Here is a 12,809-nt window from a genome sequence, read left to right as displayed (position 1 = left end):
GAAACGGCAAATTGTGTCGCGATACGGAGTCACCCGTTAATCACCGTGACTGTTGCGGTGATCTCATAGGTCGAAAATCCTTTTGTCTGGAAATCGTCCCAAACTGTTTGCGGGTCAAAGCCAATGAGCTTTTCGGATGTATCCAGCTCTCTGAATTGCTGAGTGACAGTCGGGCCAATCCAGGCTTGAGTTTCTGCGGAAAGATCTTCGAGTGTCTTGTCTTCTGGAATGGCAAGAGCTCGATGCTTCGACTCGTTGAAATATGCCTTCACTTTGAACTTCATATCTCTGCTCCGTGAGTGTTGGAGCGTAACCAATACCGGCAACCAGCCACCATTTCAAGCATTGTGCGAGGAAGACGATGACGACCATTGCCTACAAAGACGGTGTTATCGCCTATGACTCACGCCAGACCCGAAGTGATCGGATCGTTTCTGACAGTTCGGCGAAGTGCCAGGTTGTTGATGGGGTCAGCTTTTTCCTGTCTGGTGCGGTGTGCGACGAGAAGGCATTGATTGCCGCCTACTTTGGCACCCAGTCTCCTGTTCCTGTGGAGTGCTCTGGCTATGCGGTCGATGCCGGCAAGCTGATGCTGGTCGGTCATGATGACAAGACCGGGATCTGGAAACAGGAACTCGATCTGTCCAACCCTGACGCCATTGGCAGCGGCGCCCCATATGCCTTGGCTGCAATGGATATGGGCGCAACTGCCAAGGAGGCTGTAGAGGCTGCGGCGAAGCGTGATGTCTACACCGGCGGCACTATTCGCACACTGGTCATTGATCCGGGCAAGGCGGGGTATGTGTGCCGCAGGTGAGTGCGGCACGGCCGGATCACTCTTTATCTGCCATCGATCGAATACTTTCCTGGACCGGTAATGCCTAGCAACAGGAAGCCGCCCATGATGCTGATGTTTTTAAAGAAGTGGATCATGTTGGCCGACCGCTCTGGGTCAACCATCGTCCAGAAGTGATGCCCGATCAGCGAAGTGCCGAGTACGAACAGGATGTACAAAAACGCGAGTGGTCGAGTGTAAAAGCCTAGGACGATCACGATAGCGACGAAGAACTCCATGACGACCGCAATTCCCGCAGCGAGCATGGGCAGAGGAGCGCCAAGTGAGCTCATGTAAGTAACGGTACCGTCAAAGTTAGTCAGTTTTCCCCAGCCGGTAATAAGGAAAAGGATCATTAGCAGGATGCGCGCGAGCAAGATGAGCTCGTTTCTCTGATTCTCGAACAGGTTGTATCGCATGATGACTTTCCTTCATTGATGGGCGATTTGATATTAGTCCCCATCCAAATATTCTCCGTGCACTGCCAAGGCCACTTTTCACAATTTGAAGGATCATTATGACAACCAAGCAACCCGACTGGGAGGCGATCGAACGAGCCTACCGGGCCGGTTCGCTTTCCATCAGAACTATCGCTGAGCGCCAAGGCGTGAGCGACACTGCAATCAGGAAGAAAGCCAAAGCCCTTGGATGGGCGAGAGATCTTTCTGACCAGGTGCGGAAAGAGGTTCGCAGCAAGCTGGTTCGCGGAGAGGTTCGCAACGAGCAAGGCGCGAACTGCGAACTCGACGCCGAGATCATCGAAGAAGCCGCAGAGGAAGGCGCCCGAGTGGTTCGCAGTCACCGCCGCGACATTCGCAAGGCGACGATCCTTGCGAACCTGCTGATGGATGATCTGATGACCACCATCCAGCGCCGCGAAGAGATCGAAGACGCGATCGAGGATGAAACCTCCGAAGACAACAACGGCATGCGCCGGGCCTCGATGCTCGCCGCCGTGGCGCTACCCAGCAATTCCAAAACACTGTTCCAGCTTTCCTCTGCAATGAAGAACCTGCAGGTTCTGGAGCGTCAGGCATACAGCCTGGACGAGAAGGAGAAGACGGACGACGCCGACGAACTCTCGAAGATGATGGACGAATTATCGAAGGACGCCTGACATGAAGCCCGAGCACATGAAGCTGCTCCGGGATAAGCGTTGGCGGTTGAACAATCTCTACTTCATCACCGACAAGCAGGGCAAGAAAGTCCGCTTCCGGATGACGGACGAGCAGATCGAATACTTCGACGGGATGCACACCCGGAACATCATCCTGAAGGCCCGGCAACTCGGCTTCACCACCGAGTGCTGCATCATCCAGCTCGACGCCGCTCTGTTCGAGTCGGCCAAGTGCGCACTGATCGCCCACACCCTGAACGACGCCAAGCGCCTGTTCCGGGAGAAGGTGAAGTACGCCTACGACAACCTGCCGAAAGATATCCGCGCGGCGAACCCCGCGAGCAACGACGCCGCCGGCGAGCTGGTGTTCAGCAAAGGTGGCTCACTCTACGTCAGCACCTCGTTCCGGGGCGGTACGCTGCGATACCTGCACGTGTCCGAGTTCGGGAAGATCTGCGCTAAGTTTCCACACAAGGCCCGCGAGATCGTCACCGGCGCCTTTGAGGCTGTGGCCACTGACTGCTTCGTCACGATTGAGTCGACGGCAGAGGGGCGGGCCGGCTACTTCTTCGACTACTCACAGAGCGCAGAGAAGCAACTGCTGTCCGGTACTCCGCTCGGCAAGTTGGATTGGAAGTTCTTCTTCTTCAGCTGGTGGAAGAATCAGGCCTACTGGCTCGACCCGGCCGAAGCGGCCATCCCGCAGCGTCTGACCGACTACTTCAACGAGTTGGCTGCAAAGCACGGCATTGTCACGAACCCCGGCCAGCGCGCCTGGTATGCCGCCAAGGAGAAGACCCTCGGCGACGACATGAAGCGGGAGTACCCGTCGATCCCGGCCGAAGCCTTCCAGCAGTCGATCGAGGGCGCCTACTACGCCCAGCAGTTCACCAAGCTGTATGCCGCTCAGCGAATCGGTACGCTGCCAGACAACAGTCATCTGCCCGTCCACACGATTTGGGATATCGGCGTCGGCGACTCCACGGCCATCTGGTTCGTTCGGATCGTCGGAGAGGAATACCACGTCATCGACTTCTACGAGAACAGCGGCGAAGGCCTGCGGCACTACATGAAGGTTCTCAAGGATCGCAAGTACACGTATGGCGATCACTGGGGCCCGCACGACATCGACAACCGCGAATTCGGTAGCGACGGCAAGACCCGCCGCGAACTGGCCCGTGAGGGTTACGAGATCGACGGGCAAAAATACAGCCTCAAGTTCAGCGTTGTTCCGAAGCTTGGCATCGACGAAGGCATTGAGCAGGTGCGGGAGATCCTTCCGTCCTGCGTCTTTGATGAGTCCAGGTGCGAATTGGGTATTTCCTGTCTGGAGAACTACCGAAAGGAGTGGGACGACAAGCGGGGCTGCTGGAAAGACAAACCACTTCACGACTGGTCATCGCACGGCGCGGACGCCTTCCGTTACTTCGCCGTCTCGATGGGCCGACGCAAACGCACAGGCGGAACACGCCGAATTGGAGGCTTGGCCTGATGTCAGTGCAATCGACAAACCCCGACTACGACGCGCACATCGCCGAGTGGGAAATGATGGATGACGCGCTCGAGGGTGAGTGCGCCGTCAAGCGCAACGAGCGCAATTTGCCAAAGCCTAGCGGCATGGTCGAAGCAGAGAAGCTGGACGCCGCCGGCAACAAGTATCTATACGCGAACTATACGGCCCGCGCTCAGTACGAACACTGGGTGCGTGACTCGCTTCGCTCGATGATGGGCTTGGTGTCTCGGTTGGTGCCGGAGATCGAACTGCCCGGCGGCCTGAAAGGGCTGGAGGACAACGCCACAGCGGACGGCTTCGGTCTGAAGCAGCTGTTCTTCCGCATGGTGCGTCAAGCTATCTCGCATGGCCGGGTGCCCCTTGTGGTGAACATCGATGGGAGCGGCGAGCCGTATTTCTCGACGTATGCCACGCGCAACGCCATCAACTGGGACACCGCTGATCAGGGCGGCCGGCAGGACCTGGTCCTTTCGGTGTTCCGCGAGTTTCGTAAGAAGGGCCGCGACCGTTATAGTCATGACTGCGACACGGTATTCCGTGAGTTCTTCATGCAAGGTGAAGTCTGCTATACGTCGGTGCGGAATGAAGGCGGCGAGCTGGTCGAGGATGAAAAGCCGCTGGGCACCACTGGTGCCGACAACCGCCTGGTGAAGGGGCTGGCATACCTGCCAGTAATCTACTGCGGATCGACTGACAACTCGCCGGATGTCGATGAGGTGCCGCTGCTGACCATGGCGCGGGCCGCATTGAAATCGTACCAGCTGAGTGCTGACTACTTCACCGCACTGCACCAAACCAGTCATCCGCAGCCGTGGGTGTCCGGCCTCGATGACTCTGTAGAACTCAGCGTGACGGGGCCATCGGCAGCATGGGATCTTGGCCCTAACGGACAATGCGGCTATCTGGAATTCCAGGGTGCCGGGGTCGAGGCTGTTCGCAAGGCCATGGATAACCAGAAGAATGCGGCGCTTGAGGCAGGCGCCAAAGTAATGGACGTGGGCGGCACTGAGTCGGGCGAGGCGCGCAAGACACGCCAGAACGATCAGCACGCCACGTTGCACAGCATTGTCGTCACGGTGGCAGAAGCGGTGGAGCAAGGCCTGCGGTACGCCGCCGAGTGGAAGGGCTACGACCCGAAGCAGGTCAAGTTCAAGGTAAGCCCTGAGTTCGTGACCCCAGTGGTTGACTCCCAGGTGCTCGCCGAACTACTGAAAGGCGTGATGGCTGGCACGATCAGCGCCGACACTTATTGGCAGTATCTCACCACCGGCAAGCTGCCGGACCGGCCATACGAAGACGAGGCCGACCTGATCAGCGATGAGCGCGAATCGGCCGGCCTCAACCTGGACAAAGAAGATGCCAATGACAAGTCAGGCGCAGGCGGACAGCCAACTGCTGGAGCAGACGACCCGTCACTCGGTAATGCTGGAGCGGCTTAAGGCTGGCGAAGTCAAAAAGTTCGAGAATTACCTGCGTCAGATCGACAAGCTGGTGCGCGAGCAGTTGACCCGCAAGGAGCTGACCACCTACAGCCGGGATCGACTTGAGAAGTTTCTGGCCCTGGTCGACGGCAAGTTGCTGGAAATCTACAAGGCCTATGGCGACTTGGTGCAGGCCGATCTGGTCGATATCGCGCTGTACGAATCGATCTTTGAAGCCAAGAGCTTGAGCAATGCGCTCTCCATCGACGCAGTGGTACCGACCAACACCGTGATCCGCGCGGCGGTGTTCTCCTATCCGCTGCAGGTGAAGGGCGTCGACGGCGGCAAGCTGCTGAAGAGCTTCGTCAGTGGCTGGACGCGCACCGAGACGATGCGAGTCACGAACACAATCCGGCTCGGCTTCGGCCAGGGCCAGACCAACGCCCAGATCATCCAGGCGATTCGCGGCACCGCGTTGCAGAACTTCACGGACGGAATCCTCGCGGTGAGCAATCGCAACGCCGCCTCTGTGGTGCAGACGGCAATCCAGCATGTAGCCACCACGGCGCGGATGGAAACGCTGAAGGCCAACAGCGACGTGGTTCTGGGTTACCGCTGGGTATCGACGCTCGACCGCAAGACCTCGCAGCAGTGCAAGGGCTTAGATGGCATGCGCTTCGACTTGGGTAACGGGCCGCTGCCGCCGGCGCATATCAACTGCCGGTCGACTACAGTGCCGACCACCAGGCTTTCGGATAAGTTTCCCGAGAGCACCACACGCGCATCAGTAGGCGACAATGGCGGGGAGCAAGTCGATGCCAGCCTGAACTATTACGAGTGGTTGGCAACGCAACCCGCCAGCTTCCAAGACCATGCGCTCGGACCGGTGCGGGCCAAGTTGTTCCGCGATGGCGGTCTGACTCCTGAAAAGTTCGCCAAGCTTCAGCTCGACAAATCATTCAAGCCGCTGACGCTGGCGCAACTGAAGGCGGCTGAGCCTGACATGTTCATCCGTGCAGGCGTTACACTCGGCGCTCAACCAGGTTGAGATGGCGCATGCAGATCATCGTTGAGGACGGGAAGGGCAGGCCAGACGCGAACAGCTTCGTGCTGCTGGAGAAGCTAATCTTTTATCGAGACTACTACGGGTTCCAGATACCTGAAGCTGAGGCTGATCAGGTCGAGTTGCTGCTGCGTGCTGCAGCCGATATCAACGCTCGCCAGTGGAAAGGGCGCAAGGCCAATCCTTATCAGGCAATGGCCTGGCCTCGGCGTGACTGCAAAATCGAGTACCAGACGCTCTCAGAGACGTTCGTGCCCTTTGAGCTGGAGTGGGGACAGGTGCGGCTTGCGGCCGAGCTCTACGCCTCGGAGCAGGGCTTTCAAATCGATGTGCCAACGCACTGCACTGAACCGAACGGACGGCGGGTCAGGCTTAACCGAGACACGCCAGGCTTTAGGATGCGACCGCCGCCGTATGCGCCCAGCAGGACGCAGTTTGCTGACTATCTGGTGACGCGGGGGCTCTCTTTGGTGAGCAATTAGTGAATAGCACATGACTATTTACCGTGTTTCTTCATAAATTCATTAGCCAAAGCCCAGTCGATTTTTATTGCTTTAACCGGGCGATAGAAATAAGGGTATTTTTTGTTGATGCGAGAAAAAAGACCTGTTTCCACCAAGGCGTCTACCACATCAGTAGTAGCTTGCATGGTGTTCTTGTAAGGAGAGTTTTCCGGGAGGAAATTGCGACGGATCACTGGGTCAAGAGTACAACGCTGATCGTCCGGAAACTTTTCAAGGGATTGCGCGCGCTGATTGATAGCCATATCGATAGTGGCAGACTGGAGCCACATTTCGAGGAAGCTCAAGACAGAAATAGATGCGCCGGGGCCGCCGTAAGGCAAGCGAATGCTTAGCCCATCGCTGCTAAGAAGCGACGGGCCAGTGGGCAATGTGCCATCTTCTGCTTGATTGGCGGTGAGACTTAGATAATCCTCATAAGGTACGACTGCAAAAAGAGGGTTGCTCTCTTCGTCGACGATAAACTGAATTTTGGTTTTCATGGCATCACCTTGTTTTCGTGTTTGTTCATTGATCATAAACGAAAAAAACAAAAAATCAATTCACCAGCATCTTTTCAGATGCTCGCACCGCCTATAGGCGGTTTTTTTGTGCCTCAAAAACTTCACAACCTCGGCCATGCCGGGGTTTTTTATGCCCGTCAGGCGGGCCAACTCATCCCCAGGGGATACCTATGCCATTTGAATTTGACCCGGTCGCCGCTGGTCTCACCCTCGACGCAACTCAGACCGCAGCCCTTCAGGAGGCGCTTGGCGGAAAGGTTCAGGAGTATCTGGACAAGGAAGTAAATGGGCTCAAGTCCAAGAATCAGGAATTGCTGGGTTCTAACCGAACCATCAAGACCGAGCTGGACAAGCTGAAAGGTCAGTTTGAGGGCCTGGATATCGACGCGGTGAAAGGCTTGCTCGCCAAGGTCGGTCAGGACGAAGAAACAAAGCTGATTGCAGAGGGCAAGCTCGACGAGGTCATCAACCGCCGCACCGAGCGCCTGCGCACCGATTCCGAGAAGCAAATCAAAGCCGCCAATGAGCGCGCCGACAAGGCTGAAGTCTTCGCGGCCAAGTACAGCGACAAGGTGCTGGCCGACTCTATCCGCGCTGCCGCTATCAAGGCCGGCGCACTCCCCGAGGCTGCCGAGGACATCATCTTGCGCGCCCGGGGCACATTCAAGCTCAGTGAGGACGGCGAGGCGATTGCCACCGACCGTGACGGCGAGGTCGTTTACGGGAAGGACGGGAAAACCCCGCTGTCGCCGCTCGAATGGGCGGAGTCGCTGCGTGAAACAGCAACACACCTGTGGCCAAGGGCCCAGGGTGCCGGTCCGACCGGCGATAAAGGTGGCAAGGCCACGAAGAAATGGGGTGAGTACACCGAGCAAGAGCGCGCCGCGCTGGCCCGTGACAACCCCGAAGCATTCAAAAAACTCCAGGCCACCAAAGGAACCTAATCCATGGCAACTACCCAACTGACCGACATCTTTGTCGGCGACTACTACGCCTCTCTGTCGCCGGTTAACAGCCCGGAAAGGACCGCTGTTTACGAGTCGGGCATTGTGACTCGCTCGCCCGTGCTGGATGCGATCGCCTCCGGCAGTCAAGGCACTGCTGAGATCAGCTACTGGCAGGATCTCAACGCTGATGAAGCTCCGAACATCAGCAACGATGACCCGAACGACCAGGGCGAGGTCGGCAAGGTCGAGCAAGACAGCATGCGTGCCCGTGTTCTGTACCTCAACAAAGGCTACGGCGTAACCGATCTGACCGCGGAGTTGGCCAACACCGAGCCACAGCAGCAGATTCGCAATCGCTTCGGCACCTACTGGACTCGTCAGTGGCAGCGCTACACCCTGGGGGCTGCTCGCGGCATCATCGCCTCGAACATCGCCAATAACGGCGGCGACATGGTTATCGACGCGGGCACGACCATCAACGCCAACGCCTTCCAAGACGCCGCGTTCACTGCAGGCGATGCTGCTGATCAGTTCGGCGCGATCGGCGTGCACTCGGTCGTGATGAACCAGATGGTGAAACAAGACCTGATCGAGTACCTGCGCGACTCCGACGGCAAGATCATTCTCGCCACCTATTTGGGTAAACCGGTGTTCATGGATGACGGTCTGGTTTATGGCGCTGGCAAATACCTGTCCGTGTTCTTCGGCCAGGGCGCTTTCGGCTACGGCGAAGGCGCTCCGAAGGTGCCGGTCGAGCTGGAGCGTAAGCCAGGTGGCGGCAACGGTGGCGGCGCGGAAGTGTTGTGGGAGCGGAAGACCTACATCCTCCAGCCCGCTGGTTTCAGCTGGAAGGGCTCGGAGGCCCAGAACGCGAGCCCTACCGCGACTCAATACGCTGCCGCCGCGAACTGGCAGCGCGTGTTCAGCCGCAAGCAGGTCCCATTCGCCGCTGTGATCAGCGGCACCACCACGCCGTAATGCGGCCCACGCAGCCTGGCGCCTATACGGGCGCCAGGGTGCTTTTGAGGTGACTCATGAAAGTGATCTACACGGACAAGCCTGGCAATGAGCGCGGTGTCTGCTATCGCCTGTTGAGCGAATTCTTCGGCGTAATCGGCTCCGCTACCGAGGTAGTCGTCGATGGCGATGCCCCGGACATCGTCAATTCCTACCAAGCGGCTGGCATCAAAGTCTCCGACGGCGATGAGCAGGAAACCCAAGAAACCGACCCTCTGAAAATGAAGGTCCCCGAGCTGAAAGAGTGGCTGACTGCCAAGGGCATTGCCTTTGACGTGACCGCCAAGAAAGAAGACCTGCTGGCCCTGGTGCCAGCGGAATAAGGACAAACACATGACCGATTTCATCACCGTCGCCGATGTTGACGCCCAGCTCGGTTCTGGCTGGGCCGGCACCGGTGATCCGGTCCTTGCCGTGACCATGGCCAATGCCTGGCTCACGACCAAGATAAAGCGGGCTGTTCCAGATCCGGTCCCGACCGAGATCAAAACGGCCGGCGCTCAAGTCGCCAAAGAGGCAGCGGCGGGCAAGCTGTACACGTCCACGCAGAAGGAAGTGCAGAGCAAGACCGTATCGGCTCAGTCCGGCACGTCAGTGAGCAAGACATACGTGGCGGGCTCTGCCGATCAGTCAGCGGGCGTGAATTTCGCCCTCGCGTTGCTGGATCCTTGGATCAAACGCTCTGGGGTGATGATGCTGAAAAGGACCTGAAACCCATCAGTTGCGCCACCCTTGTTTCAGCTCCTCATCGAACCACTGCTCGGCATCGTACGAGGCCCCCATGGTGCTTCTGAAATCCAAATATTGGCCATGACCATTTTCTTTCAGCCAACTGACGAAGGCGCCAAATGACGGGTGCCAACTCGCTGGCCTTTCTTGCGTCTCCGCCCATTCATGAACTAGGCGACGAATCGCAATTTTGCATTCTGGTCGTTTCATTAACAGCTCCTTTGTGAGTTAGGGAGTATTGCATATGGGCATGCGCGAAGAGATCCAGGCCGAAATGGCTGAGGCGTTCGATGATCCTGATGGCCTGGCCGATGCGGTCAAACCAGTGACAGGTGTGCGAAAGGTTACGGGTGAGTATGACCCTGACCTGGGCGGTGCGCCCGAAGTGACCACCACCTACGGCGGTCGTGGAGTATTTGGCAGCTACCTGGCCAAGGAAATCGACGGGTCATTGATTCAAACTACCGACGAAAAGCTGCTGATCTTGCAGAACGAGTTGTACGTCACTGTTGGGCGAGCACCGACAGCGATGATTGCCGAGCCGAAAATCGGCGACATCATCGGCGGAAAGCGCGCTCTGAACGTCAGCCAAGATCCAGTGGGTGCCACCTGGACAATTCAGCTGAGGGTTTGAAGATGGCATCCAAGTACGCCGGACAGTCCGGCAGTTTTGCACTGAGCCTCACCAAGTTCGCGGCCCAAGCCACGGAGGCCATAGACGCCAGTCTTCGAGAGATCGTCATCGAACTCGGCAACAGCGTCATCCGTATGTCGCCGGTGGGCAACCCCGAAATCTGGGCGGCTAACGTCGCTCACCGCCAAGCGAATAGCAGGGCGGCCGATGATTACGACTTCAAGGTCAGCGTTCGCAACACACTCATCAATCTCGACGAATCGAACTTCACGAAGGCCGGCAAACTCCGGCGCGGCGTGAAGTACGCCAAGCCGCTGACCAAGGCTGAGCGTGACCAGAACTTCAATGTGAACGGCCTCGTTTCTGGCAAGGGCTACGTCGGAGGCCGGTTCCGTGGCAACTGGATGTTCAGCATCGGATCACCGGACAGCACCACGACTGACGAAGTCGACCCGAGCGGAGCCAAGTCAACGGCACGGATCGTTGCCGGCGCGATCGAGTTCAAGGCGGGCGATACCTGCTACATCACCAACAGCCTCGGATATGCGATCCCACTGGAGTTTGGGCATTCGACCCAGGCACCGGGCGGCATGGTCCGCATCACTGTGGCCCGATTTCAGCAGATCGTTCTGGAAGCCATCAGGAACAACCAGGTATGAGCCACAACATCATCGCCTCGATCTACGAGGCAAGGCTGATCGCATGGGCGAAAACGTTGCCGGTACCTCTGAAGGTTGTCGTCGAGAACGAGGCTTACACGCCCGTTGCCGACGCTACGTACCTGAGGGCTTACACGCTACCCGCGGATACTGCGAGCAACACGCTGGCGGGTGACCACAAGCTGTACACCGGAGTGTTCCAGGTCAGCATCGTGACGCCATCGGGAAAGTTCCGCGGCGCGGCCGGCACGCTGGCTGACCAGATCGCTGCCCTGTTCCCGCTGTACGAGCGAAACACGAAGAGCACGCTGACCGTGGTGACCATGACGCCGGTTGATCAGGGACCAGGTATTCCGGACGACACAACTTTCACCGTGCCGGTTTCGTTCCAGTACCGGGCCGACACCATTTAAAACCGCCCATTGGGCAACCCCGAAACCCGCCTTTGAGCGGGTTTTGTCATTTCTGAAAAGAGGAAAAACCCATGGCCGGCATTCAAATGCCCAACGGCGCAACCTTTGAAATTGCTTCCGCCTACGGCACAGCAATCCCGTTCACCTCGCTGAGCAATGCGAACCCGGCAGTGGCTACTGCAGCGGCGCATGGTCTGGCAGAAGGCGACATCATCGCGGTTAACTCCGGCTGGACGCGCCTCGACGGTCGAGCCGTTCGCGTTGCCGATATCGCCAGCGGCACCTTCGCACTGGGCGGCGTGAACACCACCAACGTTCAGCAATATCCGGCAGGCTCCGGTGTCGGCTCGGCACGCGAAGTGACCTCGTTCACCGAGATCTCGCAAATCACCGAACTGAACTCCACCGGTGGCGACCAACAGTTCCTGACCTATGGCTTCCTCGCCGATGACGACGATCGTCAGATGCCGACCACCAAGAACCCGATCACGCTGACGATCACCGTTGCGGACGATCCGTCGAAGCCCTACGTTGATGTTTGCGAAGCCGCGGATGACGACAAGCAACCGCGAGTGCTCCGCCTCAATCTTCCAGGCGGCAGCAGCATCGTCTACAACGGCTACGTGTCGATCACTTCGACCCCGACCATGTCGCGCAACAACCTGATGACTCGCGTTATCAGCGTTGCACTGACTGGCCGTCCTGCCCGTTACTCGGCGGTGGTGTAACCATGGCCAAGTTCAAGATCGCCCAAAACCCGACCTTCAAAGCCGACGTGGACATTCCTCGCGTCGGCGGTACCACGATCAAGGTTCCGTTCGAGTTCAAGTACCGAGATCGTAAAGAGCTCGCGAAGCTGTTTGCAGGCTGGCAAGAAAGCGCGAAGGAAGACCAGGAGCGCTTCAAGGCGAAGGGTGATGATCTCACTTTGATCGAGATCACCGACTTGCACGTCGAACGGCAGATCGAACAGGTCACTCAATTGGTAACTGGCTGGGGCTTCGAGGACAAATTGAACCCCGAGTCGATCCGCGCACTGGTGGAAACATCGGCCGGTGCCGGTGACGCGATCGTTGATGCCTATCAGAAGGCCTTCTCTGCGGTTCGCCTGGGAAACTGACGAAGGTCGCCCGCCTGATGTACGAGCCGGGGCCGTCTGAAGCAGATCTGGCAGCGTTCGGCTTGTCCATCTCTGACATTCCCGAGGAAGAGTGCGAAGTGCTGGCTGAGAACTGGCCGGCCTTCGTGCTTTTCAACGCCATGTCCACTCAGTGGCGCACCGGCATGGGCGGGGCAACCGGCCTTGATTATACCGCTCTTCGAGACGTCTCCGACTTCGTCGGCACATCCAGAAAACAACTCAGAGAGATTTTCCCAGACCTTCAGGCAATGGAGGTCGAGGCCCTGCTCGTCATGAGCGAATCGAAGTAATGGAGC

Annotated in this window: 20 protein-coding genes; 16 read left to right on the top strand and 4 right to left on the bottom strand. The window is 58.0% G+C overall.

What is annotated here, in order from left to right; genetic code table 11:
* Positions 1–29 precede the first annotated feature (29 nt).
* The gene (locus AC1RME_RS14225) at positions 30–284 is read right to left on the bottom strand and encodes a hypothetical protein (RefSeq protein WP_493091472.1); all 255 of its coding nucleotides are present in this window, start codon (positions 282–284) and stop codon (positions 30–32) included.
* Between the two features lie 77 nt (positions 285–361).
* Here AC1RME_RS14225 and AC1RME_RS14220 point away from each other — a divergent pair, with 77 nt between their 5' ends.
* The gene (locus tag AC1RME_RS14220; protein WP_493091471.1) at positions 362–817 is read left to right on the top strand and encodes a proteasome subunit beta; all 456 of its coding nucleotides are present in this window, start codon (positions 362–364) and stop codon (positions 815–817) included.
* Positions 818–840: 23 nt separating this feature from the next.
* Here AC1RME_RS14220 and AC1RME_RS14215 read toward each other — a convergent pair whose 3' ends face one another.
* Positions 841–1,254 carry a DoxX family protein gene (locus AC1RME_RS14215; RefSeq protein ID WP_493091470.1) on the bottom strand — a complete coding sequence of 138 codons (414 nt, stop codon included), beginning with the start codon at positions 1,252–1,254 and terminating at the stop codon, positions 841–843.
* Positions 1,255–1,352: 98 nt separating this feature from the next.
* Here AC1RME_RS14215 and AC1RME_RS14210 point away from each other — a divergent pair, with 98 nt between their 5' ends.
* The 5 genes from AC1RME_RS14210 to AC1RME_RS14190 are packed head-to-tail and all read left to right on the top strand — an operon-like array spanning position 1,353 to position 6,431.
* A complete protein-coding gene (locus AC1RME_RS14210; protein WP_493091469.1) occupies positions 1,353–1,952 on the top strand; it encodes a hypothetical protein in 600 nt (199 codons plus the stop codon).
* 1 nt (position 1,953) lies between these two features.
* Complete coding sequence (locus tag AC1RME_RS14205; protein ID WP_493091468.1) at positions 1,954–3,444, top strand: terminase; 1,491 nt, start codon at positions 1,954–1,956, stop codon at positions 3,442–3,444.
* Positions 3,444–4,904: a DUF4055 domain-containing protein gene (locus AC1RME_RS14200; RefSeq protein WP_493091467.1), complete on the top strand. Its 1,461-nt coding sequence runs from the start codon at positions 3,444–3,446 to the stop codon at positions 4,902–4,904. Before AC1RME_RS14205 ends, AC1RME_RS14200 begins: the two co-directional genes overlap by 1 nt.
* On the top strand, positions 4,828–5,934 hold the full coding sequence (locus AC1RME_RS14195; RefSeq protein ID WP_493091466.1) for a minor capsid protein: 1,107 nt from the start codon (positions 4,828–4,830) through the stop codon (positions 5,932–5,934). The genes AC1RME_RS14200 and AC1RME_RS14195 overlap by 77 nt, the downstream gene beginning before the upstream one ends.
* An 8-nt stretch (positions 5,935–5,942) precedes the next feature.
* Positions 5,943–6,431, top strand: a complete 489-nt coding sequence (locus AC1RME_RS14190) for a DnaT-like ssDNA-binding protein (protein ID WP_493091465.1) — start codon at positions 5,943–5,945, stop codon at positions 6,429–6,431.
* 14 nt (positions 6,432–6,445) lie between these two features.
* Here AC1RME_RS14190 and AC1RME_RS14185 read toward each other — a convergent pair whose 3' ends face one another.
* The gene (locus tag AC1RME_RS14185) at positions 6,446–6,952 is read right to left on the bottom strand and encodes a hypothetical protein (protein WP_493091464.1); all 507 of its coding nucleotides are present in this window, start codon (positions 6,950–6,952) and stop codon (positions 6,446–6,448) included.
* Between the two features lie 191 nt (positions 6,953–7,143).
* Between AC1RME_RS14185 and AC1RME_RS14180 the strand changes: the two genes are divergently transcribed.
* The 4 genes from AC1RME_RS14180 to AC1RME_RS14165 are packed head-to-tail and all read left to right on the top strand — an operon-like array spanning position 7,144 to position 9,648.
* A complete protein-coding gene (locus tag AC1RME_RS14180) occupies positions 7,144–7,917 on the top strand; it encodes a hypothetical protein (RefSeq protein ID WP_493091463.1) in 774 nt (257 codons plus the stop codon).
* 3 nt (positions 7,918–7,920) lie between these two features.
* Complete coding sequence (locus AC1RME_RS14175; protein ID WP_493091462.1) at positions 7,921–8,898, top strand: major capsid protein; 978 nt, start codon at positions 7,921–7,923, stop codon at positions 8,896–8,898.
* Positions 8,899–8,954: 56 nt separating this feature from the next.
* Positions 8,955–9,260, top strand: coding sequence for a HeH/LEM domain-containing protein (locus tag AC1RME_RS14170; RefSeq protein WP_493091461.1), 306 nt, complete (start codon positions 8,955–8,957; stop codon positions 9,258–9,260).
* A gap of 10 nt (positions 9,261–9,270) precedes the next feature.
* Positions 9,271–9,648, top strand: a complete 378-nt coding sequence (locus tag AC1RME_RS14165; protein WP_493091460.1) for a hypothetical protein — start codon at positions 9,271–9,273, stop codon at positions 9,646–9,648.
* Positions 9,649–9,654: 6 nt separating this feature from the next.
* On the opposite strand, the gene AC1RME_RS14160 is transcribed toward AC1RME_RS14165, so the two are convergent.
* Complete coding sequence (locus AC1RME_RS14160; protein WP_493091459.1) at positions 9,655–9,876, bottom strand: hypothetical protein; 222 nt, start codon at positions 9,874–9,876, stop codon at positions 9,655–9,657.
* Between the two features lie 34 nt (positions 9,877–9,910).
* On the opposite strand from AC1RME_RS14160, the gene AC1RME_RS14155 reads away from it, so the two are divergent.
* From AC1RME_RS14155 to AC1RME_RS14130, 6 genes are all read left to right on the top strand, one after another.
* A complete protein-coding gene (locus AC1RME_RS14155) occupies positions 9,911–10,300 on the top strand; it encodes a hypothetical protein (RefSeq protein WP_493091458.1) in 390 nt (129 codons plus the stop codon).
* 2 nt (positions 10,301–10,302) lie between these two features.
* Positions 10,303–10,959, top strand: coding sequence for a hypothetical protein (locus AC1RME_RS14150; protein WP_493091457.1), 657 nt, complete (start codon positions 10,303–10,305; stop codon positions 10,957–10,959).
* The gene (locus AC1RME_RS14145) at positions 10,956–11,372 is read left to right on the top strand and encodes a phage tail terminator-like protein (RefSeq protein WP_493091456.1); all 417 of its coding nucleotides are present in this window, start codon (positions 10,956–10,958) and stop codon (positions 11,370–11,372) included. Before AC1RME_RS14150 ends, AC1RME_RS14145 begins: the two co-directional genes overlap by 4 nt.
* Positions 11,373–11,443: 71 nt before the next feature.
* On the top strand, positions 11,444–12,100 hold the full coding sequence (locus tag AC1RME_RS14140) for a phage tail protein (RefSeq protein ID WP_493091455.1): 657 nt from the start codon (positions 11,444–11,446) through the stop codon (positions 12,098–12,100).
* Positions 12,101–12,102: 2 nt separating this feature from the next.
* The gene (locus AC1RME_RS14135) at positions 12,103–12,492 is read left to right on the top strand and encodes a phage tail assembly chaperone (protein ID WP_493091454.1); all 390 of its coding nucleotides are present in this window, start codon (positions 12,103–12,105) and stop codon (positions 12,490–12,492) included.
* Between the two features lie 17 nt (positions 12,493–12,509).
* Positions 12,510–12,803 (top strand): DUF1799 domain-containing protein, encoded by a 294-nt coding sequence (locus AC1RME_RS14130; RefSeq protein ID WP_142579744.1) that lies wholly within the window; start codon positions 12,510–12,512, stop codon positions 12,801–12,803.
* Positions 12,804–12,809: the final 6 nt, after the last annotated feature.

It is taken from the genome of Pseudomonas sp. GW822-FHT03F08 (genome assembly GCF_058801265.1).
Note: the sequence above shows the minus strand (reverse complement) of the source record. Positions and strands in the feature narration are given on the sequence as shown.